The organism is Pseudomonas sp. B21-031 (assembly GCF_024748985.1).
Classification (GTDB): Bacteria; Pseudomonadota; Gammaproteobacteria; order Pseudomonadales; family Pseudomonadaceae; genus Aquipseudomonas; species Aquipseudomonas kermanshahensis.
Genome location: NZ_CP087181.1, coordinates 2,299,299 through 2,324,838, shown reverse-complemented (window position 1 = coordinate 2,324,838; position 25,540 = coordinate 2,299,299). Strand labels below are relative to the sequence as shown.

Annotated in this window: 20 protein-coding genes; 5 read left to right on the top strand and 15 right to left on the bottom strand. The window is 64.0% G+C overall.

The window, feature by feature from the left end:
• Positions 1-80: 80 nt before the first annotated feature.
• Positions 81-827: an enoyl-CoA hydratase gene (locus tag LOY53_RS10360; RefSeq protein ID WP_258703970.1), complete on the top strand. Its 747-nt coding sequence runs from the start codon at positions 81-83 to the stop codon at positions 825-827.
• A gap of 229 nt (positions 828-1,056) precedes the next feature.
• On the opposite strand, the gene LOY53_RS10355 is transcribed toward LOY53_RS10360, so the two are convergent.
• Genes LOY53_RS10355 through LOY53_RS10345 form a run of 3 tightly spaced genes read right to left on the bottom strand, consistent with a single transcriptional unit; the run spans position 1,057 to position 5,235 of the window.
• A complete protein-coding gene (locus LOY53_RS10355; RefSeq protein ID WP_258703969.1) occupies positions 1,057-2,118 on the bottom strand; it encodes a lipocalin-like domain-containing protein in 1,062 nt (353 codons plus the stop codon).
• Positions 2,108-4,570 (bottom strand): FtsX-like permease family protein, encoded by a 2,463-nt coding sequence (locus tag LOY53_RS10350; RefSeq protein WP_258703968.1) that lies wholly within the window; start codon positions 4,568-4,570, stop codon positions 2,108-2,110. Before LOY53_RS10350 ends, LOY53_RS10355 begins: the two co-directional genes overlap by 11 nt.
• Positions 4,567-5,235, bottom strand: a complete 669-nt coding sequence (locus LOY53_RS10345) for an ABC transporter ATP-binding protein (RefSeq protein ID WP_099428970.1) — start codon at positions 5,233-5,235, stop codon at positions 4,567-4,569. Before LOY53_RS10345 ends, LOY53_RS10350 begins: the two co-directional genes overlap by 4 nt.
• A gap of 246 nt (positions 5,236-5,481) precedes the next feature.
• On the opposite strand from LOY53_RS10345, the gene LOY53_RS10340 reads away from it, so the two are divergent.
• Together LOY53_RS10340 and LOY53_RS10335 are read left to right on the top strand one after the other, a co-directional pair.
• Positions 5,482-6,549 carry an aromatic ring-hydroxylating dioxygenase subunit alpha gene (locus tag LOY53_RS10340; protein ID WP_252823627.1) on the top strand — a complete coding sequence of 356 codons (1,068 nt, stop codon included), beginning with the start codon at positions 5,482-5,484 and terminating at the stop codon, positions 6,547-6,549.
• 12 nt (positions 6,550-6,561) lie between these two features.
• Positions 6,562-7,512 carry a PDR/VanB family oxidoreductase gene (locus LOY53_RS10335; protein WP_258703967.1) on the top strand — a complete coding sequence of 317 codons (951 nt, stop codon included), beginning with the start codon at positions 6,562-6,564 and terminating at the stop codon, positions 7,510-7,512.
• 6 nt (positions 7,513-7,518) lie between these two features.
• On the opposite strand, the gene LOY53_RS10330 is transcribed toward LOY53_RS10335, so the two are convergent.
• Complete coding sequence (locus LOY53_RS10330; protein ID WP_027593685.1) at positions 7,519-8,232, bottom strand: GntR family transcriptional regulator; 714 nt, start codon at positions 8,230-8,232, stop codon at positions 7,519-7,521.
• A 396-nt stretch (positions 8,233-8,628) separates the two neighbouring features.
• Positions 8,629-9,960, bottom strand: coding sequence for an MFS transporter (locus LOY53_RS10325; protein ID WP_252823624.1), 1,332 nt, complete (start codon positions 9,958-9,960; stop codon positions 8,629-8,631).
• Between the two features lie 562 nt (positions 9,961-10,522).
• On the opposite strand from LOY53_RS10325, the gene mrdA reads away from it, so the two are divergent.
• Complete coding sequence (gene mrdA / locus LOY53_RS10320) at positions 10,523-12,415, top strand: penicillin-binding protein 2 (protein ID WP_238217079.1); 1,893 nt, start codon at positions 10,523-10,525, stop codon at positions 12,413-12,415.
• A gap of 365 nt (positions 12,416-12,780) precedes the next feature.
• Here the strand turns inward: mrdA and LOY53_RS10315 are convergent, their stop codons facing one another.
• The 5 genes from LOY53_RS10315 to LOY53_RS10295 form a co-directional block, all read right to left on the bottom strand.
• Positions 12,781-13,497 (bottom strand): ABC transporter ATP-binding protein, encoded by a 717-nt coding sequence (locus LOY53_RS10315; RefSeq protein WP_238217077.1) that lies wholly within the window; start codon positions 13,495-13,497, stop codon positions 12,781-12,783.
• The gene (locus LOY53_RS10310; protein WP_238217074.1) at positions 13,494-14,267 is read right to left on the bottom strand and encodes an ABC transporter ATP-binding protein; all 774 of its coding nucleotides are present in this window, start codon (positions 14,265-14,267) and stop codon (positions 13,494-13,496) included. The genes LOY53_RS10315 and LOY53_RS10310 overlap by 4 nt, the downstream gene beginning before the upstream one ends.
• Entirely contained in the window at positions 14,264-15,475 is a 1,212-nt protein-coding gene (locus tag LOY53_RS10305) for an ABC transporter permease subunit (protein ID WP_258703966.1), read from the bottom strand. Before LOY53_RS10305 ends, LOY53_RS10310 begins: the two co-directional genes overlap by 4 nt.
• Before the next feature lie 13 nt (positions 15,476-15,488).
• On the bottom strand, positions 15,489-16,427 hold the full coding sequence (locus LOY53_RS10300) for a branched-chain amino acid ABC transporter permease (protein ID WP_238217070.1): 939 nt from the start codon (positions 16,425-16,427) through the stop codon (positions 15,489-15,491).
• A 140-nt stretch (positions 16,428-16,567) separates the two neighbouring features.
• The gene (locus LOY53_RS10295) at positions 16,568-17,716 is read right to left on the bottom strand and encodes a branched-chain amino acid ABC transporter substrate-binding protein (protein ID WP_252823620.1); all 1,149 of its coding nucleotides are present in this window, start codon (positions 17,714-17,716) and stop codon (positions 16,568-16,570) included.
• Positions 17,717-18,044: 328 nt separating this feature from the next.
• Here LOY53_RS10295 and LOY53_RS10290 point away from each other — a divergent pair, with 328 nt between their 5' ends.
• A complete protein-coding gene (locus LOY53_RS10290) occupies positions 18,045-18,770 on the top strand; it encodes a FadR/GntR family transcriptional regulator (protein ID WP_238217066.1) in 726 nt (241 codons plus the stop codon).
• Between the two features lie 149 nt (positions 18,771-18,919).
• Here the strand turns inward: LOY53_RS10290 and LOY53_RS10285 are convergent, their stop codons facing one another.
• The 5 genes from LOY53_RS10285 to LOY53_RS10265 form a co-directional block, all read right to left on the bottom strand.
• On the bottom strand, positions 18,920-20,368 hold the full coding sequence (locus tag LOY53_RS10285) for an NAD-dependent succinate-semialdehyde dehydrogenase (protein WP_258703965.1): 1,449 nt from the start codon (positions 20,366-20,368) through the stop codon (positions 18,920-18,922).
• 64 nt (positions 20,369-20,432) lie between these two features.
• Positions 20,433-22,118, bottom strand: a complete 1,686-nt coding sequence (locus LOY53_RS10280; protein WP_252823617.1) for a thiamine pyrophosphate-binding protein — start codon at positions 22,116-22,118, stop codon at positions 20,433-20,435.
• 24 nt (positions 22,119-22,142) lie between these two features.
• A complete protein-coding gene (locus tag LOY53_RS10275; protein WP_252823615.1) occupies positions 22,143-23,339 on the bottom strand; it encodes an FAD-binding oxidoreductase in 1,197 nt (398 codons plus the stop codon).
• Between the two features lie 158 nt (positions 23,340-23,497).
• Entirely contained in the window at positions 23,498-24,310 is an 813-nt protein-coding gene (locus LOY53_RS10270) for an NAD(P)-dependent oxidoreductase (protein ID WP_252823613.1), read from the bottom strand.
• A gap of 25 nt (positions 24,311-24,335) precedes the next feature.
• On the bottom strand, positions 24,336-25,538 hold the full coding sequence (locus tag LOY53_RS10265) for a pyridoxal phosphate-dependent aminotransferase (protein ID WP_258703964.1): 1,203 nt from the start codon (positions 25,536-25,538) through the stop codon (positions 24,336-24,338).
• Between the last annotated feature and the right edge of the window lie 2 nt (positions 25,539-25,540).

Genomic DNA, 25,540 nt, shown 5'->3' with positions numbered 1-25,540 from the left:
GTGCCATGATAAACCCTAGCGGCCAATACCCGGTGTGCCCCCTGTTGCCGGGCCTGACCACAACAACAAAAGCGGCTGCCATGAACGACCTGATCACACGCGACCTGGACCAAGGCCTGCTGACCCTGACCTTCAACCGCCCCGACAAGCTCAATGCCCTGAACATCGCCATGTACCGCCAGTTTGGCGACCTGCTGCTGGCGGCGGGCGAAGACCCGCACGTTGATGCGGTGCTGATCACGGGCGGCGCCCACTGTTTCAGCGCCGGCAACGACCTGCGCGACTTCCTCGACAACCCGCCCAGCGACAGGGACAGCCCGGTGTTCCGCCTGATGCGCATTGTGATGGGCCTGGATAAACCCCTGATCGCTGCGGTCAGTGGCGCGGCGATCGGCATCGGCGCCACCCTGCTGCTGCATTGCGACCAGGTGCTGGTCAGCCGCACGGCCAAGCTTCGCATGCCGTTTGCGCCACTGGGGGTATGCCCGGAGTTCGGCTCCAGCCTGCTGCTGCCGCGCATGCTCGGGCACGCCCGCGCCGCCCGCTTGCTGATGGGCAACGCGTTGCTTGAGGGTGAGCAGGCGGTAGCGTGGGGCTTGGCCAGTGAGCTGCATGAAGATGGCGAACAGTGCTTGGCGGCCGCCCGGCAACTGGCGCGGCGGCTGCAGAGTTACCCGCAAGAAGCGCTGCGCATCAGCAAGCGTCTGCTCAAGGATGGGGGGCGCGCGGAGCTGGAGGCCACTGTGGAGCGGGAGAGCCAGTTGTTTATCGAATGCCTGCGTACGCCTGAGGCCAAGGCGGCGTTACGGGGGTTGATCAAGGATTGAGCGCCGCCCGCGCGGCGCTTCGCAGCACAAGGCTGCTCCTACAGGTGCATGGCGCGCTATCGAGTCGAACAAACAAGGCGGTCGCGCGCCGCCTTCACAGGCGTGACTGGCCCGAAACAAATGTGGGAGCAGCCTTGTGCTGCGAAGCGCCGCGCGGGCGGCGCTCGATCTCGCGGGCGCCACACCCCCATCGCCATACACCTGGCAGCCCCACACCCCTGCATACGCCCTAATACCCCGTCATCTCCAGATACCCCCGCCCGCCCGCACTCCCCTGCAACCTCACCGGCCCCTCCCAGTAAGGAAACCGGGTGTTCATCCAGGCACGCGGCTCGACGGCATCAACCTGCACATCCACGCCGTACGCCAGCACCCGCACTCGCCAACGTGTCGGCACCTCCTTGCCGTTTTCCTGCCGTGTCCAGGCCAACGGCTGAAGCTGAATCTGATCGCCTCGCAGCGCTACCACCTCGCCCTGGGCACTGGCCCAGGTCCCCGCCCGATACGGCAATCCCTTGGCCTCGCGCACCTGGAACAGCATCAGCTTCGCGCCGCTGTCCAGGTGCAGTGAAAACCAGTCCCAGCCCGTTTGCCCGGCCGCCAGCGGCTGGCTGCTCCACTCCCGGTCCAGCCAGGCCTGCCCGGTGACCGCAATGCATAGGCCATCGCGCTCCACCTCGCCGCTGACGCGGTAGAACGGCTGGCTGTAGTAATACGACGCTTGCCCCTTGCCCGACTTTTCGCTGTACCCCTGGCTGCCGTGCAGCACCAGCGGCCTGTCACTGCGCAGGCTCAGGTTGTAACCAAAGCCTTGGCCGGAAGCCTTCATGTGCAACCCCGCAATGCCCTCATCACCTTGCAGTGACCAGTCATTGATCCAGGCCCGGAACGGCTGGACTTCGACGCCTGCCTGCCCGACACCGCCACGCGCCAGGGTCTCGCCAGCGCGATGCCCACCCGGCCCGGTCAGCGCCGCGTGCCCCATCCACAGGTTAGGGCTGTTCCAGTCGGCCGTTTCCGCCCCTGGGCGCAAGGCCGAACGGAACAGCGTCCACTGCGCGCCCCAGTCCCGCCCTTGGGCGTCTTCAAGGTTGGCGGTGACATACCACCATTCGATGCGAAACCCCTCATGAGCACCATGATCGCGCGGGAACACCAGGGGGTGATCGCGGGTTACCTGGCTGAACCCACTGGCCTGATCGCCCAACCCGGCAAAACTCTGCGGCGCTGGCGCAGGCTGGTCGCAGCCGCTCAGCAGCGCGCACAGCACGACACAGGCTTTAACGTTCATCGGCAAACTGCCTCAACAGGTCGCTGGGCTGGCGCCGCGCCAGTTGCCACAGCGGCCAGGCACTGGCCAGCAGGCTGGTGAGGATGCCCAGCACTGCCAGTTGCACCAATTGCCCAGGAAACACATACAGCGGCAATCGCCAACCAAACGCCTGCACGTTCACCACCGCCACCAGGCACCAGGCCAACACGACACCGACAGGGATCGCCAGCAGCACGGTGAGGCTGCTCAACATGAGCGTCTGGCCCAGGGTCAGCCAAACCAGTTGCGTGCGCCGCACACCCAATGCCCAGAGCGGCGCCAGCTGGCCCAGGCGGCTTTGGCTCAGGGTCAGCAGGTTGATGAACATGGCCACGCCGGCGACACCCAGTGTCAGGCTGTTGAGGGCGGCGGTGGCGGCAAAGGTGCGGTTGAACACTTCGGTCGACCAGCGCTTGAGGCGCGATTGCTCGACCACCCGGCTGTCGTCCAGGGCAAAGCGCTGCTGCAACGCAGCCTTGAGGGGCGCCAGGTGCGTGGGCGCGACATCCACGCTCAGGCCGGTCAACGTCGCCTGCGGCCAATGCCTGCGCAGCCAGTCGGCATTGACCAGCACATGGCCCTTGGGGTTGCCGTAGTCGGCATACACCCCCGCAACCATCATGGGCGGCGCAGCGTCGGTCGCCAGCATCAAAGTGTCGCCCACCGCCAGTTGCAGGCGGCGGGCCAATTGTTCACTGAGCATCACCGCCTTGCCCGCCGCCAACTGCTGCCAGGCCTGCGCGTGCTGGTCCAGAAGCGGCCAGCGGTCGCCGTAGGCCGGGTGGTCGATAACCCCCTGCACCTGCACTGGCCAACCCTTAAGGTGCGTTTCCACACGCCAGCCCGGCAGCACCGCCGTGGCCGCAGGTTGCTGCTTGAGCCACTCACTGATCTGCAGGCCCTGCGCGGTGTCCCGAGGCGTCACGTAAAGGTCGGCGGACAACCGCGCATCGAGCCAGCCGATGAAGGTCTTGCGAAAGCCCTCGGTCATGCTGCCCACGCCAACACTGGCGGCCAATGCCAGGAGCAAGGCCATCAGCGCCAGGCTCAACCCGGGCAGTTGCTGGCGGCTGTCGGCGACGAACCACTGCGACAAAGGCCGCCGGCGCCCACGCGCAGCCCAGGCCAGTACGCCGTCGAGCAAGGGCGGCAACAGCAACGCCGAGGCCAGCAGCAACGCCGCCAGCAAGACGAAGGCGCTGGCCAGCCCCTGGCCCAGTTGCCAACAGCCAAGCGCCACCAGCAGCAACAGCAGTGCCACCCACGTCTGGCGCCGCAACCAACGGCCTTGCGCCAAGCGCCAGGCCTGGGGTTGAGCCAGCGCCAACAGGGGCAGGCGCGCCGCCTGCAAGACACTGCTCAGCCCCGCCAACAAGGCCCCGATCACACTCACCAACACCCCAGCCAACCACCATCCTGCTGGCAGGTGCAACACGCTGGCGACCTGGGCGCCATACAGCCCACGCAAACTCGCGGCAACGTCTGGCAACAGCAACGCGGCCAGCCCATAGCCGCCCGCCACCCCGGCCAGCCCGCCCAGCACCGCGAACAGGCCCAGCTCCAGCGCCAGGCCGAGCAACAGGCAGTGCAAACTGACGCCACAGGCCCGCAGGCTTCTGATCAAGCCACGGCGCTGCTCCAGTGCCAGGCCAATGGCAGCGTGGGCGATGAACAGCCCGACCACGAAGGCCAACAAGCCGAGGGCGGTGAGGTTCAGGTGAAAGCTCTCGGTCAGGCGTTGCAGGCCACCGTCGTCACTCGGTGTTTGCAGTTCGAGCCGCGCAGAGATGGCTGCGGGCAAGGGCGCCGAAGGCCCTATCAGTAGAAGCCGCGACAGCTGTCCGGGTGCCTGCAGCAAGGCCTGCGCATGGCCGATGTCGACCACGATCACCCCGGGCGCCAACTCCGGCTTGAGCACAAAGGGTGGCAGCCGCTGCCCTTCGCTGCTGACGGCCACGTCGCTAACGGTTTTGCCCAGTTGGCGCAAGGTGTCCGGCCCTACCCAGGCCTGCCCCGGCGTGCCGATAAAGGCCTGCAGGTCGAAATCGGCCACCCGCACACCGGCCACGGCGGTGGAAACTGGCAAGCTCAACGGCTCGACGCCAATCAGCCGGACAGTCACCGGCTGCTCGCCAGAAAACCGCAACCGCCCCTCCAGTACCGGGGCAACCGGCCAGCCCAACTGGCGCAATTGCACATACAGCGCCTGCTCGAAGCGTTCGCCGTCACGCGGCACCAGTTGCGCCTGCATCGGTGCCGCCAGTACCGCACTGGCGCGGGCGTAGTCGCTGCGCGCCTGGCTGTTGAGTGCCTGGACGCCGGTCCATAACGCAGTGGCCAGCCACAACCCGGTAAAGATGCTAAGGCACTGCACGCGATGGCGCCGCCAATGGCTCAACAGCGCCTGCAGGGTCAGCGGCAATGGGCTCATAGGCCGTGCTCGGCGCGCACGCGGCCCGCCTGCAGGTAGCAACTGTGCGCTAACCGCGCCGCCAGGCGCTGGCTGTGGGTCACCATCAGCACGCTGCTGCCGGCCTCGGCGACCAGTTGCAAAAACAGGCCTAACACCTCATCGCTGCTGGCTTCGTCAAGGCTGCCGGTCGGCTCGTCTGCCAACACCCAGGCGGGGCGACCGGCCAGGGCGCGGCCAATGGCGACCCGCTGTTGCTGGCCGCCAGATAGCTGTTCCGGGTAGCGCGTCAATAACGCAGCCAGCCCCAGGCGCTCTGCCAAGTACGCCAGCCAGTGCGGGTCATGCCGGTTGGCAAGCCGGGCTTGAAACGCAAGGTTGGCCGCCACGTCCAGGCTGCTGATCAGGTTGTACTGCTGAAACACCAGGCCAATGCCGTCCCGGCGCCACCGCGCCAGTGCCGACTCCGAACGGCCATCGAGGGGTTCGTCATCAATCAGGATGCGCCCACTGTCGGCCCGGTCCAGGCCAGCAATCAAATGTAGCAGGGTGCTCTTGCCACTCCCCGACTCCCCCATCAGCGCCAGGCTGCTGCCGCGCGCCAGGCGCAGGTCGATGCCCTGCAGTACCGGCAGCGGGCCTTGGGGTGTGATGAATGACTTGTGCAGTTGCTCGACGACCAGCATTGCGGGGGTTCCTCGTGGCACCACCTCGCACGAGGTGACTGAGCGCCTCATAAGGAATAGCACAAGCAGGCCGTTAGACCGTCAGCTACCCACTTAATGGATCCACAAAACAACAAACCAGCGAGAGGAAGTTCGATAATCGCCCAAAATACACAGGTAATTGTGCGCTTACGTTTGACCCAGCCGCCATCCTTCTTATTTAATGGATCCATTAAATAAAAACAATCGCTACCCCGGAGAGCCTCCATGTACCCCAAAAACACGTGGTATGTCGCCTGCACCCCCGATGAAATCGCCGAGAAACCGCTGGGCCGTCAGGTCTGCGGGGAGCGGATCGTGTTCTATAGGGGCCACGAAAACCGGGTAGCTGCGGTGGAAGATTTTTGCCCGCACCGCGGCGCCCCACTGTCGTTGGGCTATGTCGAAAACGGCAACCTGGTGTGTGGCTACCATGGCCTGGTGATGGGCTGCGACGGCAAGACCGTCGAGATGCCAGGGCAGCGGGTCAGGGGCTTCCCTTGCAACAAAACCTTCGCGGTGGTCGAGCGCTACGGCTTCATCTGGGTCTGGCCCGGCGACCAGGCGCAAGCGGACCCAAGCCTGATCCCACACCTGGAGTGGGCGGTGAATGACGCGTGGGCCTACGGCGGCGGGCTGTTCCACATTGGCTGCGACTACCGGCTGATGATCGACAACCTCATGGACCTGACCCACGAAACCTACGTGCATGCCTCCAGCATTGGTCAGAAGGAAATCGACGAAGCCCCGCCCGTGACCACCGTCACCGGTGACGAAGTGGTGACTGCCCGGCACATGGAAAACATCATGGCACCGCCGTTCTGGCGCATGGCGCTGCGCGGCAACGGGCTGGCTGACGATGTGCCGGTGGACCGCTGGCAGATCTGCCGCTTCACCCCACCCAGCCATGTGCTGATCGAAGTTGGCGTGGCCCACGCAGGCAAAGGGGGTTATCACGCCGATGCGCAGCACAAAGCCTCGAGCATCGTGGTCGACTTCATCACCCCAGAGACCGACACCTCGATCTGGTACTTCTGGGGCATGGCGCGCAACTTTGCAGCGCACGACGAAACGCTGACCGCCAACATCCGCGAGGGCCAGGGCAAGATTTTCAGCGAAGACCTGGAAATGCTCGAACGCCAGCAACAGAACCTGCTCGCCTACCCCGAGCGCAACCTGCTCAAGCTCAACATCGATGCCGGCGGGGTCCAGTCGCGCAAGATACTGGAGCGCATGATCGCCAACGAACGCACGGCCCAAGCCCAACTGATCGCGACCAGCGCAAGCCCAGCCTGACGAGGAACGGACATGATCGATGCCGTAGTGGTTTCCCGTAACGACGAAGCGCAGGACATCTGCAGCTTCGAGCTGGCCGCAATCGATGGCAGCCCGCTACCGCCCTTTAGCGCAGGCGCGCACATTGACGTGCACCTGCCGGATGGGCAAGTCCGCCAGTATTCACTGTGCAATCACCCCGAAGAACGCCACCGTTACCTGATCGGCGTACTCAAGGACCCTGCCTCACGTGGCGGCTCGCGCAGCCTGCACGAGCAGGTGCACAACGGTGCCCGTCTGCGTATCAGCGCACCGCGCAACTTGTTCCCCCTGGCCCAGGGCGCCCGTCGCAGCCTGTTGTTCGCGGGTGGTATCGGCATTACGCCAATCCTCTGCATGGCCGAGCAGCTTGCTCACAGTGGCGAGGACTTCGAACTGCATTACTGCGCCCGTTCCAGCGAACGCGCAGCCTTCGTCGAACGCATGCGCGGTGCTGCCTTCGCTGACCGCCTGTTCGTGCATTTCGATGAGCAACCCGAGACTGCACTGGACATCGCCCAGGTATTGGCCAACCCGCAAGACGATACGCACCTGTATGTGTGCGGCCCAAGCGGGTTCATGCAGCATGTGCTGGAAAGCGCCAAGGCGCAGGGCTGGCAAGAGGCCTGCCTGCACCGCGAATACTTTGCCGCCGCGCCGATTGATACGCAGAACGACGGCAGCTTCTCGGTGCAGGTGAACAGCACCGGCCAGGTCTTCGAGGTGCCCGCCGACCAGAGTGTGGTGCAGGTGCTTGAACAGCACGGCATCGCGATCGCCATGTCGTGCGAGCAAGGCATTTGCGGCACCTGCCTGACGCGCGTGCTGGCAGGCACACCGGAGCATCGCGACCTGTTCCTCACGGAGCAGGAGCAGGCGCAGAACGATCAGTTCACGCCCTGCTGCTCGCGCTCGAAAACGCCGCTGCTGGTGCTGGATATCTGAAGCGCTTCAGGACGAGGGCAGGATGACCTTCATGCGCGCATCGGCCGTGGCCGCGCCGAACGTCTCGGCGTAGCGCAAGGTGGCATTGGCGTGCTCGCGCATGATGGCCTCGGCGCGGGCGCCCTGCCCGCTGACCAAGGCATCGAACACCGAATGGTGCTGCATGTGTGCATAGTTGAAGCGCCGGTACTCTCGCGCCAGGTCGTGGCGGTCCACGGCCAGCGCAGTGACCGAGGCGAACGGCAGGTGGTCATTGCGCGCCAGGGCATCGGCAATCGCCGGGTTGTGGCTGGCTGCGATGATCACCTGGTGGAAGCGCATGTTGAGGTCATGGTAGGCCTGTAGGTCTTCCTCGGTGACAAAACCCTTGTCGAACAGCTGGTCGCCTTCGACCAGGCAGCGCTGCAGCGCCGCGCGCGCTTCAGCGGACAGCCCACGCTCTGCCGCTTGGCGCGCAGCCAGGCCTTCCAGCACGCCACGCACCTCGACCGCACCGGCGATGTCGTCTGCGCTGACGGAACGCACCTGAAACCCACGCCCGCCAAAACGCACCAGCAGGCCCTCCTGCTCGAGGGTGCGAAATGCCATGCGCACCGGCATCCGCGAGACACCGAACAGTTCGGCGGTGGGGATTTCCATCAGACGCTCGCCAGCCGCCAACTCGCCGGAGGCGATCATCTTGCGAAGCGTAACCAGCACCAATTGACCGGGCTTGCTCATCCAGGCAGTTTCCAGAGACATGAGCGGTAATCTTATCGCAGTGCTCGCCACGACGCATTGGGTGGCCATGAGATCGAGCGCCGCCCGCGCGGCGCTTCGCAGCACAAGGCTGCTCCTACATCTGTTTCGGGCCAGTCATTCCTGTTCCATGGGCGCGCGGCCCCTTAGCGCCCACCTCAATATCGAGGCGGACCAACAAGGCGGTCGCGCGCAAATATCACAGGACTCACTGGCCCGAAACAAATGTAGGAGCAGCCTTGTGCTGCGAAGCGCCGCGCGGGCGGCGCTCGATCTCAATGCCGGCAAAATTGCTGCGGCGTACACCTGCCAGCCACACCCATTCTTGGCAAAATTTTGCTGGAATCTACGCCCAGGCCCGGTACCAAAAGCCCGACCCTAGGCATCGGCCATCACTGCCTGCCCCGCCCGCGACGCTGACTTGAGCAACAGCAGGCAACCAGCAGCAAGCACGAAGACACTGGCAAACACCCCATACAGGTGCAGCGGTTGCCAGCCGCCGTCGAGCAGTACGCCGGCCACGGTCGGCGACAGGATTGCGCCGATCCGGCCAATACCGATGCCCCAGCCCACCCCGGTGGCGCGCACCGACGCGTCATAGACCACCGGTGACAGCGCATACAGCCCAGCCACGCAACCGTTGGCGAACAGCCCGATCAGCAAGCCCAGCGCCAGCGCGGCGGTGACCGATGACCCGCTGGCCACGAACAGCACCAGCAGCCCGGCCGTGACCAGCATGAACATCGCCAACACGCGGCTCAGTTTCCAGCGTGACGACAGACCGCCAATCAGCGCCGCACCAAGGATGCCGCCAACGCTCAGCAGCACCCCGCCGGTAATGCCCTGCTGCGCCGACAAGCCAGCGGCGACCAGCAGCTTCGGGGTCCAGCTCATGACAAAGTAGAAGCCGAACATCACCAGGAAGAACAGCAACCAGATCACCAGCGTGGTGCGGCGCATGGCGGGGGTCAGCAACTGCCTGAACCCTGTGGCGGCACCGGGCACGCTTTGCGCGGGCGGCGGCAGCTGGGACAGTGCCGGTTGCCCGAGTTTGTCGGCCAACAGATTGACCCGCGCCAAGGCATTCCCCGGGCGGCGTGCCAACAAAAAGTCCAGCGACTCCGGCAGCCACAGCAGTACCAGCGGGATCACCAGCACCGTGACGATGCCGCCGAACAGGAACACCGAACGCCAGCCCCAGTGGCCCAGCAGCCATACCGCCAACAAGCCGCCCAAGGTCGCGCCCAGGGCATACCCCGTGGACTGCAGGCTCACCGCCAGGCCACGCCAGCGTTTGCTGGCATATTCACTGGCGATCACATTGCTGCTGGCCAGGATGCCGCCGATGCCAAGGCCGGTCAGCCCGCGCAGCAGCGCCAGTTGCAACGGGCTCTGGCTCAACGCCGAGAGCAACATGCCGACACCGGAAAGCGCCAGACAGAACAGAATCAATGGGCGCCGGCCAACGCGGTCGGCCCACGGCGCAATGAACAGTGACCCTGCCGCCATACCGAACAGGCCGGCGCTGAGCAGCAGCCCCACCTGCGCCCCACTCAGGCCCCACTCGGCAGACACCGAGGCGGCCGTGAAGGCCATCACCAGCACGTCAAAGCCATCGATCATGTTCAGCACGATGCAAATGCCGATGGCCAGGCACTGGAAGCGGCCCATTGGGTCATTGTCCAGACGTTGCTTGAGATCGATGTTCATAGGGTCACCTGCAGGCCGATGCGGGCCACAGGCGGGAGGACAGACGTGCACACGCAAGCAGAGCAGAAGGAACGTTGACAGTTCCGTGCCCCAGATAAGCCATTCATGACTGGACCCTTCTTGTAATTGTCGTCGCGCACGGCCGGAGGGCTGGCCGTCGTCAGGCGCTAATCAACCAGATAATGGATCCACAGACAACCGTGTGTGATTTGCTAAACATCAATCCGACGACACAATGCGGTAATCGCACAACGAATTAATACAATAATCCGTTATTTTTCAATATCTTATTAATTTATTACCTTATGATTATTTCGTTCGCTTATCGCACAGCAGTTGTTTGTGGATCCACAAACACCCTTCCACGCCCCCTCTGCGCAGCCATCCGAGCGCAGGCATGAACAAATCTTCATGTTCGCCGTCAACACCCTGATACCGGGGCCAACAGCTGATCGCCAGCCCCCGGCCAAGGCTGCCTGCCTTGAGCGAAAGGGAGGGGTTGCGTAGCATCGCCGGCCCCGGGGCCGCCGCCCGGCCACACCGCCACCCCACAGAGCCACCCATGCCGCAACCCATCCCCCTCAAGGACCACGAAAAGGAAAAGCACCTGGTCAACCGCCGGCTGATCGCCTGCGCCACCCTGGTCTTCACCCTGGTCGCCGTCCTCGTGGGCCGCCTTTATGTGCTGCAGGTGCTGCAACATGACCAGCAGAGCGCCGTGTCGGAAAACAACCGCGTGCACGTGCTGCCCATCGCCCCTGAGCGCGGGCTGATCTACGACCGCAACGGTGTGGTGCTGGCCGACAACAAGCCCAGTTTCGACCTGACCATGACCCGTGAGCGGGCCGGCGACTCGGCCAAGGTGCTGGATACCCTGGCGCAGGTGTTGAGCCTTTCGGAGGATGACCGCCGGCAGTTCGACAAGGACCTGCGCCGCGGCCGCAAACCCTTCGAGCCGGTCACCCTGATGGTCGGCCTCAACGAAGAACAGATCGCCCTGGTTGCGGTCAACCAGTTCCGCCTGCCCGGCCTTGAGGTAGAGCCGCAGTTCATCCGCGAATACCCGCTGGCCGAGCATTTCGCCCATTCGGTGGGTTATGTCGGGCGCATCAACGAGAAAGAAGCCAAGACCCTCGACAGCACCGAGTATCGCGGCACGCAATCGATCGGCAAGACCGGTATCGAGCACTTCTACGAAAGCCAACTGCACGGCCAGGTGGGCTACGAAGAAGTTGAGACCAACGCCCAGGGCCGGGTCATGCGCGTGCTCAACCACAAGGCCCCGATCCCCGGCAAGGACATCATCCTGAGCCTGGACAGCCACTTGCAACTGGCGGCCGAAAAGGCCCTGGGCGACCGCCGTGGTTCGGTGGTGGTGCTGGACCCAGCCAATGGCGACGTGCTGGCGATGGTCAGCAACCCAAGCTTCGACCCCAACCTGTTCGTCAAAGGCATCAGCTTCAAGCAGTACGCCGCCCTGCGCGACTCCATTGACCGGCCGCTGTTTAACCGCGTGCTGCGCGGCTTGTATGCGCCGGGCTCGACGGTCAAGCCGGAAGTGGCCATCGCCGGCCTGGACAGTGGCGTGATCACCCCTGGCAGCCGGGTGTTCGACCCGGGCTACTACGAGCTGCCCAACTATGAACACAAATACCGCAACTGGAACCGCAGCGGTGACGGCTGGGTAGACATGTACACCGCCATCATGCGGTCCAACGACACCTACTTCTACGACCTCGCGCACAAGCTGGGGATCGAGCGCCTGCACGACTACATGGCTGAATTCGGCCTGGGGCAGAAGGTGTCGCTGGACATGTTCGAGGAAGCGTCCGGGCTGATGCCCTCCGCCGAATGGAAGCGCGCCACGCGCCGCCAGGCCTGGTTCCCGGGCGAGACGTTGATCCTGGGGATCGGCCAGGGCTACATGCAGGTCACCCCGCTGCAATTGGCCCAGGCCACCAGTCTGCTGGCGAGCAAGGGTGTATGGCACCGTCCGCACCTGGCCATGACGGTGGGTGGCGAGACCCCGGTCGACCCCAACCCGATGCCCGACATCGTGCTGCATGACAAACGCGCCTGGGACCAGGTCAGCCAAGGCATGCAAATGGTCATGCACGACCCCCGCGGCATCGCCCGCGCCTCAGCGGCCGGCGCCCAGTACCGCATCGCCGGCAAGAGCGGTACGGCGCAGGTGGTGGCGATCAAGCAAGGCGAGCGTTACAACCGCAACAAGACCCTGGAACGGCATCGCGACAACGCCCTGTTCGTCGGCTTCGCACCGGCCGATCACCCAAGCGTGGTGGTGGCGGTGATGATCGAGAACGGCGAAGCGGGCGGGCGTGTGGCGGGGCCGGTGGTGCGCGAGGTGATGGATGCGTACCTGCTGGATGAGCAGGGGCACTTGAAGCCTGAATATGCGGGCAATGCGGCGACCAAGGCAGTGCCGCACAGTTAGGGGTGGATGTGGCGATGGGTTGCTAGGGGTTCGCCATGGGATTTGCAGCGCCTATGAGATCGAGCGCCGCCCGCGCGGCGCATCGCGAGCAACGCTCGCTCCTACGTTTGTTTCGGGCCAGTTATTCCTGGGGCAAGCGCGCGCGACCGCCTTGGCGTATGGCTCAATATCGCGCCGAACAAACAAAGCGGTCGCGCACGCCTGTCACAGGCGTTACTGGCCAAAAACAAACGTAGGAGCGAGCGTTGCTCGCGATGCGCCGCGCGGGCGGCGCTCGATAGATGCCCCACCGCATACCCCAAGACAGGCACCTGTCTGCCCTCCCCCCTCCGACATGCACTCGCAACCCGTCTAACGTCAGGCAATCATTCCCCTAGGTAAGCCTTCTTCACCTGGTCGTCATGCAGCAGCTCTTTGGCGCAGCCTTCAAGGCTGATGCGCCCGCCGTCGATCACATAGGCGCGCTGGCAGGTCTGCAGCGCCAGCCGGGCATTCTGCTCCACCAGCAACAGCGTAACGCCCCCCTTGACCACCTCGACGATGGTCTCGAAGATCTTCTGCACGATGATCGGCGCCAGCCCCATCGACGGCTCGTCCAGCAGCAACAGTTTGGGCCGCCCCATCAGCGCGCGGGAGATGGCCAGCATCTGCTGCTCGCCGCCCGACATGGTCCCAGCCAATTGGTGCGCACGCTCTTTCAGCCGCGGGAAAATCCCATACATGCGCTCGATATCGGCACCGATGGCGTCCTTGCCGTCGCGTCGGGTGAAGGCGCCCATCTCCAGGTTTTCGTGCACGGTCAGCTTGGGGAAAATACCCCGCCCTTCCGGCACCAGCGCAAGGCCTTCGCGGATCAGGTCATGGCCTTTGATAGATGCATGGGCCTTACCGTCGAAAGTGATCGTGCCGTCAGTCGGTTTCAACAGGCCGGCCAGGGTCTTCAGGGTGGTGGTCTTGCCGGCACCGTTGGCGCCAATCAAGGCGACCATCTCGCCCTCACCCACCCGCAGGTCGATGCCCTTGATGGCCTGTATCGCACCATAGCTGACCTTGAGGTCGCTCACTTGCAGGATGTTCTTCATGCCACTGCCTCCGCACCGAGGTACGCCTCGATCACCCGTGGGTCCTTGCGCACATCGGCCGGCAGGCCATCGGCGATCTTGCGGCCGAACTCCAGCACGGTGATGTGATCGCACAGGCCCATCACTAACTTCACGTCATGCTCGATCAACAGCACCGTCTTGCCGTCCGCCTGCATCTTGCACATCAGTTGGCGCAGGCCTTCGGTTTCCGACGCGTTCATGCCCGCCGCCGGTTCGTCCAAGGCGATCAGCTTGGGTTCAGTGGCCAAGGCCCGGGCGATTTCCAGGCGGCGCTGGTCACCATAGGACAAACTCTTGGCCAGCTCACCAGCCAGGTGGGCAATGCCCACGTAATTCAACCAGTGCCGCGCAGCCTGGCGGATTTCACGCTCTTCGCGCACGCAGGCCGGGGTCCGCAGGATGGCGCCGAACACCCCACTGCGGGTGCGCACGTGGCGGCCGATCATGACGTTCTCCAGGGCAGTCATGTTGTGGAACAGGCGGATGTTCTGGAACGTCCGCGAGATACCGGCCTCCACCACCTTATGCGGCTTGCTGATGCGCAAGGGCTTGCCATCGAACATCACCCGCCCCTGCTCGGCCCGGTACAGCCCGGTGAGCACGTTGAACAGCGTGGTCTTGCCGGCACCATTGGGGCCTAACAAACCACGGATCTCACCCCGGCGGATGCTCAGGTCGATGCCGTGCAACGCCTGCAGGCCGCCAAAGAACTTGCTCACCTGATGCAGTTCGAGAAGTACGTCGCTCATGCCTTGCCCACCTCTTTGGCTGGGAGTTCGAAGGAAACGTCAGTCGCGGGCGCAGGCTCCGGGTCGTCATCGTGCAGCTCGGCGCGGCGCCGGTCAGACGGCCACAGGCCCTCGGGGCGAAAACGCATCACCAAGATCAGCGCCAAGCCAAATACCAGCATGCGCAGGGTCGAGGCATCCAGCACGTTGCGCAGGATGTCGCGGCTGATGAAGGTGACGTTGTCCATGACCCAGGGCTGAACCCAGTTGACCAGATCGCGGAACAGCTCAGGCATCACCGACAGGATCAACGCCCCCAGCACCACGCCGCGAATCGAGCCCATGCCGCCCAGCACCACCATTGCCAGCACCATGATCGACTCCATCAGGGTGAACGACTCAGGGCTGACGAAGCCCTGGTAACTGGAGAACAGCACCCCGGACACACCACCAAAGGTCGCCCCCATGGCGAACGCCAACAGTTTCAGGTTGCGCTTGTTCAGGCCCATGGCTTCGGCCGCCACTTCATCCTCGCGCAGGGCCATCCAGGCGCGGCCGATGCGCGAGACTTCAAGGCGCTTGGACAGCACGATGCAAAGGATGACGATGAACAGGAAGAACAGGTAGTAGCTGACCACCGGCGAGACGTTCAGGCCGAGCAGGCTCCAGCTCTGCTGCAGCGACAGCAAGGGCGCCGGCGCCTCGCCCACGGCATGCATCCAGGGGCCACCGTCCACGTGCAGCGGTGCGATGTTGCTGATGCCCTGGGGGCCGTTGGTGAGGTTCACCGGCTGATCCAGGTTGTTCATGAAGATGCGGATGATCTCGCCGAAGCCGAGGGTAACGATGGCCAGGTAGTCGCCGCGCAACTTGAGCACCGGTGCGCCGATCAGCACGCCGCAGATGGCAGCGGCAACCGCCGCCAGCGGGATGATCATCCACAGCGGCCAGTCCAGCACACCCTCCACGAGCCCGGCCATGTGCAGGTGCGGTGAAGCCAGCAAGGCATACAGGTAGGCGCCGATGGCATAGAAGCCGATGTAACCCATGTCGAGCAGGCCGGCATAGCCGATCACGATGTTCAGGCCCAGCGCCAGCAGCACGTAGAGCATGGCGAAGCCGAGGATGCGCACCCAGGTGGGGCCCAGCATCGGGATGGCTTCGACCAAAAACGGCAAGGCGACGAAACCGAGGATCAGCAGCAGGTATTGCGTCTTGAGGTTTTTCATAGGGTGCACCTCCTTACGCCCGGTCGGCCTGGCGTTCGCCAAGCAGCCCGTTGGGGCGGAACAACAGCACCAGGATCAGCACCGCGAAGGCAAAGATGTCCTGGTAGTTGGCCCCCAGGAAACCGCCGGTGATCTGCCCGGTGTACCCTGCCGCCAGGGACTCGATCAGCCCCAGCAACAGGCCGCCGGCCATTGCGCCGAACAGGTTGCCAATACCGCCAAGCACCGCCGCCGAGAAGGCCTTGAGACCCAGCAACAAGCCCATGTAGGCGTCGGCCTGGCCGTAGTTGATTGCGCGCATGACCCCGGCGATCGCACCCAGGCTGGCACCGATCAGGAAGGTCGCACTGATCACCCGGTTGATGTTGATGCCCATCAGGCCAGCCACTTCCTGGTTTTGCGCGGTGGCCCGCATGGCTTTGCCCAGGCGGGTTTTGTCCACCAGCAGCCAGAGGCCGAGCATGATCACCACAGCAATCAGCATGATCGACAGCTGTACGTTGGTGACCGTGGCGCCGAACACGTCTATCGGCTGGGTCTCAACCACCTCAGGGAAGGTCTTGTAACCCCGCCCCCAGATCATCATCGCCAGGTTCTGCAGGACAATGGAAATGCCGATGGCGAGAATCAGCGGCGTCAGCCGGGGCGCTTTGCGCAGGGGTCGGTAGGCGTACTTTTCCATGCCCTGGGCCAGCAGCATGCACACCACCACCGCGGCCATGATCGCCAGCAGCAAGGTGATGATGCCGGGGGCGAAGCCTGCGCCCGCCAGCATCGTCAGTACCGAAATGGTCACCATGGCACCGACCATCACCACTTCGCCGTGGGCGAAGTTGATCAGGCCGATGATGCCGTAGACCATGGTGTAGCCCAGGGCTACCAGGGCGTAGATGCTGCCCAGCACCAGGCCGTTGAGGACCTGTTGCAACAAGATATCGAAATTACCGTCCACGAGCTGAATCCTCGAAACTGCGTTGACGTCGGCGCGCAGCGATACTGCGCCACGCGACCGACTGGCCTGGCAGGTGGGAAAAGTCTTCTTGTTATGTCGCAGGCGCAGGCCTGCTTGTTATGGGTGTACCGCAGCGGCGGTCAATCGCGCTCGACCGAGAGGGTCTTCCAGCCGCCGTCGGCAAACTGGAACACCGTCGCTGCCGGGCTCTTGAGGTTGCCCTGGTCATCGAAGGCGATGGTGCCGGTCACGCCGTCATAGCTTTCGCGCTTGAGCACCGGCAGGTAGGTTTTGGGGTCGGCGGAGCCGGCCTTGACCATCGCGCTGATGGCCGCCCAAGTGGCGTCGTAGGCGGCTGGCGAGGACTGCACCACGCCAACCCCGAACTTGTCCTTAAGCTTTTGCTCGAAGGCCGCACCCTTGGGCATTTCCAGCAGCGGCGTGCCGTAGTTCCAGGCGTAAGTGCCTTCGGCGGCGCTGCCGGCCATCTGCTTGAACGAATCGTTGGGCAGGTTGCCGATGTTCATGAAGCGCGCCTTCAGGCCCAGGTTTTTCATCTGCTTAGCCATGGGCGCGGCCTGGTAGTCGAGGGCCGCGAAAAACACCGCATCGGCTTTTTGCGCCTTGGCGGTGGTGAGGATGGCGTTGAAATCGGTGGACTTGTCGTTGGTGTATTCACGCACCACCACGTTGCCGCCTGCTGCCTTGACCGCCTTGGTCACTTCGTCGGCCAGGCCCTGGCCGTAGGCCGTGCGGTCGTCGAAGATGGCGATGCGCTTGGCCTCGAGCTTGCCCACCAGGTAGTTGCCGGCATAGCGGCCCAGGGTGGCATCATCGTTGACCACACGGAACACCGAAGGGATGCCTTGGCGGGTCAGTGCCGGGTTGGTGGCCGAGGGCGAGATCTGCGGGATGCCGGCGGCGGCGTAAATCTTCGAGGCGGGGATGCTGGTGCCAGAGTTGTAATGGCCGATCACCACTGCCACCTTCGAGTCCACCAGGCGCTGGGCCACTGCGGTGCCGGTGCGTGGGTCGGCCACGTCATCTTCGGACACCAGCTTGAACTGCGCGACCTTGTCACCGATCTTCAGTTGCTGCTGGTTGGCCTCTTCCAGCGCGATCTGGATACCATGTTCGACGTCCTGTCCCTGGTGTGCCGATGGCCCGGTCAGGGGGCCGGCGAAGCCGATCCTGACAATTTCACTGTCTGCTGCGTTTGCCGTCCCCATGGCCATCAGCAACGTTACCGCGGTCGCAAGGGTTGAACGCCCTGCCTTGTTGTTATTCATGCTCAGCTCCCAGTAGTCATTGGACGAACCTCGACATCGATTACCGCTTGCGATTTGGCCGGTACGCCATCGCACTTGTAAGATAACAGTCAGCAGGCAACTGTCAATGGGTGTATGCTACGGCAACGGGTAAAAAAGCTGCGCAACGACGAACGATACGAGCTGACCGGAACGCCCGTTCAGGCTACCTAGTCAGATGTTTGATAACATATGCCCATAACATCACCGCGGGTTGGCTAAGGATCCCGCCCCAACAGGCTTGAGGGCTGCGCGCAACCTGCCGGAGAACCACCGTGATGAGCCAATCAGTTTCAGGAGCAACTTGTTTATGAATGCGTCGTTAGGAACGCGTCGCGCCAACCTGGCGGAAACCGTGATCCAGGAGCTTTCCAGCCGGATCGACAATGGCACCTACGGCCCGGGGGCCAAGCTGCCCTCCGAGCAAGAGCTGTGCAAGGAATTCAACGTCAGCCGCCCGGTAGTCCGCGAAGCCGTGGCCTCCTTGCGCCTGGGCGGGCGCCTGATCGCGCGCCAGGGCGTGGGCGTGTTCGTGGTCGAACAAGACGTCAAGCGCATCGGCTTTGCCATCGACAGCGTGGTCGATGACGTCCGCGCCGCCGCCCAGATTCTGGAGCTGCGCCTGGGGATTGAAACCGAGTCGGTTGCCCGCGCTGCCGAACGCCGCAGCCCGGCCAGCATGGCCGCGATCACCGAAGCGTTCGACCGCTTCAACTCGCTGGATGGGGCCACGGAAGAGGAAGAAGCCAAGGCCGATTTCGAGTTCCACCTGGCCATCGCGCGCGCCACCAACAACCCGCACTTCACCCAACTGCTGGAAGCGCTGGGGCCAGACATCATCCTTGACCTCAACCTCAAGCATGGCCAGGTGACCGGCAAGAACCGCCAGGCGCATATCAAGAAGATCGGCCGCGAGCATGGCGCGATTCTTTCGGCGATCAGCATGGGTGATGTGAACAGTGCGCGCACGGCGCTGCGCAAGCACTTGGAAGAAAGCCTGTCGCGGTATCAGCGGTTGCTCGACAGCAAGGCCTGACCTGCCTTACGCAATACGCTTCACTGTAGGAGCAGCCTTGTGCTGCGAAGAGGCCCGTGACAAAACAGCAGATCTTCGCTGCTTTTACCGGCCTCTTCGCAGCACAAGGCTGCTCCTACAGTGGGATACCCTGTCCGTGATTTAAAAGCTCAAAGCCCCAGGCACACGTACTTGATCTCCAGGTAATCCTCGATCCCGTACCGCGAACCTTCCCTGCCCAAGCCCGACGCCTTCACCCCACCAAACGGCGCCACTTCGGTCGCCACCACCCCGACGTTCACGCCAACCATCCCATACTCCAGCGCCTCGGACACCCGCCACACCCGCCCGACATCCCGCGCATACACATAGCAAGCCAAGCCGAACTCGGTGTCATTGGCCTGGGCGATCACTTCCTCTTCAGTGCTGAAGCGGAAAATCGGCGCCACCGGCCCGAAAATCTCTTCACGCGCCACCCGCATGTCGGGCGTTACATCCGCCAGCAAGGTCGGCTCGAAGAACGCCTCGCCCATCGCATGCCGCCGACCACCGGTCACCACCCGCGCACCGCCCTCCACCGCATCGCCCACCAGTAGCTCGACGCCCTGGGCGGCGCGCCCATCGATCATGGGCCCGACCTGAGTGCCTGGGGCATCACCCTGCCCTACCACCAGCTCACGCACCCGTTCGGCAAAGCGCTCGACGAAACGCGCGTAAATCCCGTCCTGGATGTAGAACCGGTTGGCACACACGCAGGTCTGCCCGCTGTTGCGAAACTTGGCGATCAACGCACCCTCCACCGCCTTTTCGAGGTCAGCATCATCGAACACGATAAAAGGCGCGTTGCCACCCAGCTCCAGGGTCACTTTCTTCACCGTCGCTGCCGACTGCTGCAGCAACTGAATGCCAATCGGCGTCGAACCGGTAAACGACAACTTGCGCACTACCGGGCTGGCCGTCAGCTCACCACCAATGGCGGCGGAGTCGCCGGTGACCACACTGAACACACCGGCGGGAATACCCGCCCGCTCGGCCAGCACGCAAAGCGCCAGGGCGCTGAAGGGTGTCTGCGAGGCCGGCTTGAGCACCAGCGTGCAACCCGCCGCCAATGCCGGGGCCGCCTTGCGGGTGATCATGGCGGCCGGGAAGTTCCACGGTGTGATCGCTGCGCACACACCGATTGGCTCCTTGGTCACGATCAACCGCCGATCAGCACTGGGCGACGGAATGACATCGCCATAAATGCGTTTGCCCTCCTCGGCATAGAACTCGACGTAGGCGGCGGCAAATGCGATTTCGCCGCGGGACTCGGCCAGCGGCTTGCCCTGCTCGGCGGTCATGATGCGCGCCAGGTCTTCTTGGTGCGCGAGGATCTCGCGGAACCAGGCCTGCAGCCGGGCAGCGCGCTCCTTGGCGGTGAGTGCCCGCCAGGCCGGCAAGGCACGCTCAGCGGCGGCAATGGCGCGGCGAGTTTCGTCTACGCCCATGCGCGGCACATGGCCAAGCACTTCGCCGTTGGCCGGGTTGGTCACGGCGATACGCTGACCGCTGTCGGCCGCCTGCCATTTCCCGTCGATGTAGCACACTTCACGCAGCAGATCGTGATCGGCAAGTTTCATGTCGATTGGCTCGTTCGAGTAAGAAAAAAGGTGGGGGCCGAACGGCGCCCCACCTGAGGCGAAATCAGCGCTTGGCCTGCAGGGCCTTGTCGCGGATCTGGCTGAGGGTCATGCGCGGGGTCAAGGCTTCAGGGTCGACCTGCACCTCGATCAGGGCCGGTTTACCCGATGCCTGGCAGCGCTCGAAGGCACCCGCAAAATCTTCGGTGCGGGTGACGGTTTCGCCATGCAGGCCATAGGCGCGAGCCAACGCAGCGAAGTCCGGATTGTGCAGCTCGGTGCCACTCACGCGGCCGGGGTAGGTTCGTTCCTGGTGCATGCGGATGGTGCCGTACATGCCGTTGTTGACCACCACGGTGATCACCCGCGCATCGTAATGCGCCGCCGTGGCCAACTCCTGGCCATTCATCAGGAAGCAACCATCACCCGCGAACGCCACCACAGTGCGCTGCGGGTAGGTCAGCTTGGCCGCCACGGCTGCGGGCACGCCATAGCCCATTGAGCCATTGGTTGGCCCGAGCAAGGTGCGGAACACCCGATGCTGGTAGCCCCGGTGCACCCAACCGGTGTAGTTGCCAGCACCGCAGGTGAGGATGCTGTCGGCTGGCAAGGTCTTGTTCAGCCAGGCAACCACTTCGCTCATCTGCACAGCGCCGGGCGAGCGCGGCGTCTCGAAGTTGCCGCGATAGCCGCTGTTGAGGCTGGCGCTCCAGTCACCGAAGGCGTGCGGCTGCACGGCTGGCAGCGCCGCAGCCTGGCTCAGGAAGCTGGCAGGGCCGGCATTGATCCCCAAGGTCGGCTGATAGACACGGCCGATTTCCTCCGCGCTCGCATGCACGTGCACCAACGCCTGCTTGGGCGTGGGGATATCGACCAGGGCGTAGCCACCTGTGGTCATCTCACCCAGCCGTGCACCGACCACGATCAGCAGGTCCGATTGCTTCACCGCATCGACCAGTACCGGCCCGGCTGCCAGGCCGAGGTCGCCGGCGTAATGCGGGTCGGTGTTGTCGAACAGGTCCTGGCAGCGGAATGACGCCGCCAGCGGCAGGTTTTGTGCCTGCACGAAACGCTTGAGGTCAGCCACGGCCTGATCGTTCCAACCGCCCCCGCCGGCGATGACCAGAGGCTTACTCGCCTTGGCCAACAAGGCTTGCAGCTCATCCAGCGCAGCAGGCGCCGGGGCCGCCTCCACACGCTGCGCCGGGCGTGCATCGGCAACTTGCACCAAATCGGTGAGCATGTCTTCCGGCAGCGCGATCACCACCGGCCCCGGGCGGCCGCTGATGGCGCGCTGGAAGGCCTGGTTGACCAGTTCAGGGATGCGCGCCGCATCGTCGATCTGCACCACCCACTTGGCCATCTGGCCGAACATGCGCCGGTAATCCACCTCCTGGAAGGCTTCGCGCTCAATCTGGTCACGGGCCACCTGGCCAATGAACAGCAGCATCGGCGTAGAGTCCTGGAAGGCGGTGTGCACGCCGACCGAGGCATTGGTGGCACCAGGGCCACGGGTAACGAAGCAGATACCCGGCTTGCCGGTGAGCTTGCCGTAGGCCTCGGCCATGTAAGCCGCGCCACCCTCCTGGCGGCAGACGATCAGGTCAACTTCGTCCTGCACATCATGCAGGGCGTCGAGCACCGCCAGGTAGCTTTCACCCGGCACACAGAAGGCGCGCTCCACGCCGTTCACCCGCAAGGCATCGACCAGTACCTGACCGCCACTGCGCTTCACTTCAGCGTTACTCATTGTTGTTCTCCTCAGGCAGTGCAATCAGATGACCGAGTCTTCCAAAAACGGCTTGTTGTCGATGACCCGCTGGTAGGACAGCGCGCCCAGGTCCAGCGAGCGGTAGCTGCCATAGGTGATCAGCTCGGACAACCCACGGCCGATGGCCGGCGCCTGTTGCAGGCCATGGCCACTGAAGCCGTTGCAGAACAGGAAGTTGCTGACCTCGTTGTGCGGCCCGACAATGGCGTTATGGTCGAGCACGCAGAAGTCGTAGTGACCGGCCCAGAAGTTGACCACCTTGATGCCCTCGAAGGCAGGTACGCGCTCGGCGAGGATCGGCCAGACTTCTTCGTCGAACTCTTCGTGCAGTACATCAAAGTCTTCGAAGTCCACTTCCGGGTCGTTTTTCGGGTAGGTGCCGCCCAGGTAGAACTTGCCCTCGGGGCGGAAGAACACCCCGGTCGGGTCGATGGTCAGCGGCACGGTGCCTTGCAGCGGGGTGCGGCAGTCGAACACGAACAGCGAGCGACGGCGTGGCTCGACCGGGATGTCCAGGCCGGCCATGCGCGCCACCTTGGTGCCCCGGGTGCCGGCGCAGTTGACCAGCAGGCCACAACCGATACGCTCGCCACTGGCCAGTTGCACCGCGGTGATGCGATCGCCTTCGCGCTGGATGCCCACCACCTCGTTCTCGATGTACTCGATGCCCATCGCGCGCGCCTTGCGCCGGAAGCCGTTGAGCATGCCCAGGCTGTCGAACCAGCCTTCACCACTCTGGCCGTAGCTGGCCCCGGCCAGGCTGTCGATGTTCACCCACGGGAACTTGCGCTGGAGCTGCTCAGGGTCGAGCAAATGCACATCGGCGCCATGCGAGACCTGGGTGTCGTGCAACCGGCGCAGCACTTCATAGCCCTTGTCGTCGCCCAGGAACAGGTAGCCGTTCTCGTGGAAGGCGAGGTCCGGACGGTCGCCATCCACCGCCATCACCTCGGGGAAGTTGCGCACGAACTCGGCGCCGAACTTGGAGATTTCGATGTTGATCGGGTTGGAAAACTGCTGGCGGATCGAGCTGCTCGACAGCGCGGTGGCCGACTTGTTGTAGGTCCAGTCGCGCTCGATAACCAGTACCGAACCCTTGAAGTCCGGGTTATTGGCCAGGAAGTAGGCGGTGGCACTGCCGTTGACCGCGCCGCCGACGATCACCACATCGTAGTTGTGTTGTTTAGCGGTAGAAGCCATGGAATAAGCTCTCTTCTGATGTTGCGAAGATCAAGGCATGAAGGTTTGCCTGTACTGGCCTCATCGCCGGCAAGCCGGCTCCCACAAGTACAGCGCACAGTTCTGGCTCGGCGCCGTCCCTGTGGGAGCCGGCTTGCCGGCGATGAGGCCGCTACAGGTTATTTCGGGTCTTCGTAGTGCCCGGCGCCAGCGAAGTTGCCGCCGTGGTAGCGCGCTGCAGGCTCGTTCGGGTCGAGCGGCGGGTGCTCGGCCAGCACCTTGTCGCGGTAGCTGTCGGCGCTGTCCTTCGGCACGTAGCCAAGCGACGACGCCAGGCGGTTGTCCCACAGGCTTTCGCGGTTGGCCGACATGCCGTAGACGATCATGTGCCCGACCCGCGGCGCCAGCAGCGAGCGTTCGGTAAGCTGGGCAAAGTCGTCGAACGACAGCCAGGTGGCGAGCATGCGTCGGTCCAGAGGCTCGGGGAACGACGAGCCAATGCGCAGGTTCACCGACTCGATGCCGAACTTGTCCCAGTAATAGCGGCCCAGGTCCTCGGCGAAGCACTTGCTGACGCCGTACAGGCTGTCGGGGCGATGCGCGGCGGTGGCGTCGATGGTCTCGGTGCGGTCGTAGAAACCGATGGCATGGTTGGAGCTGGTGTATACCACCCGCCTCACGCCATTGCGCCGGGCCGCTTCGTAGATGTTGTAGGTGCCGACGATGTTGCCGTTGAGGATCTTGTCGAAGGTGTCTTCGAGCGGCACGCCACCGGCATGCACGATGGCATCGACGCCTTCGGTCAGCGGCAGCACATCGTTGAAGTTGGCCAAGTCGCAGCGGATCAGTTGCTCGTGCGGCGCCGCGTGGCCCAGGTCAGCGATATCGGTCAGGCGCAACTCATCGGCAAAGGCTGCCAGGTGCTTGCGCAGCACGCTGCCCAGGCGCCCGGCGGCGCCGGTGATCAGCAGGCGTTTGAATGGCTTGCTCATGTATTACCTCTTTGTCTGCAAGGGCTCAGGACAAGGCCGCGAACGCGTCGCGCAATTGCCCCAGGGCTTGTTCCAGTTCCTGCCGCGACGTGGCGAACGACAGGCGTATGTAGGGTTCCAGGCCGAAGGCCGAGCCTGGCACGGTGGCCACCTTGCCGACCCGCAGCAAGTAGGCCGACAGGTCGGCATCGTTGGCGATCACCTGACCATCTGGCGTGCGCTTGCCCATGAACGCCGCGACATTGGGAAAGGCATAGAACGCCCCTTGCGGCATTTGCAGGCTAAGCCCCTTGATGTCGGCCAGCCCGCGCACCACCAGCGCACCCCGCGCCTGGTACTCGCGGTTGGCCTCGCGGACGAAGTCCTGCGGGCCATTGAGGGCCGCCACCGCTGCCAACTGAGAAATACTCGACGGGCAGGTTGTAGTCTGCGACTGGGTCTTGTTCATCGCCACGACCAAGTCTTTGGAGCCTGCCGCGTAGCCCAGGCGGTAGCCGGTCATGGCATAGGCCTTGGACACCCCGTTGATCAGCAAGGTGCGCTCGCGCAGTTGCGGGCACGCCGTGACAAAGGACACGAAGGGCTGGTCGCCGAGGACGATGTGCTCGTAGATCTCATCGGAGATCACCAGCACATGGGGGTGACGGTCCAGTACCTCGCCCAGCGCAGCGAACTCCTCACGGGTAAAGATCGCCCCGCTCGGGTTGTTCGGCGAATTCAGCATCAGCCAGCGGGTGCGCGGGCTGATGGCCGCCTCCAGCTGCTCAGGCTTGAGCTTGAAGCCCTGCGCCGCATCGCATGGGATGACCTTGGGTACGCCGCCGTTGAGCATCGCCATGTCGGTGTACGACACCCAGTACGGCGCCGGGGTGATCACTTCGTCACCCGGCTCAAGGGTGGCCAGGAAGGCATTGAACAGCAGCTGTTTGGCGCCGTTGCCGACGCAGATCTCATCCAGGCCATAGGCCAGGTCGTTTTCCCGGGCGAACTTGTCGACGATGGCCTGGCGCAGCACCTCCAGGCCGTTGGGCCCGGTGTAGTGGTTGTTGCCGGCCAGCATCGCCTGGTGCGCGGCCTCGATGACATGGCCCGGGACGTTGTAGTCCGGCTCGCCGAGGCTCAGGTTGATCACCGGCTCGCCCTGGGCCAGCATCTGTTTGGCCAATACCGACACGGCCATGCTCGGCGAGCTTTTTACCGCGCGTACGCGGCTGCTTTGCACATCCATGG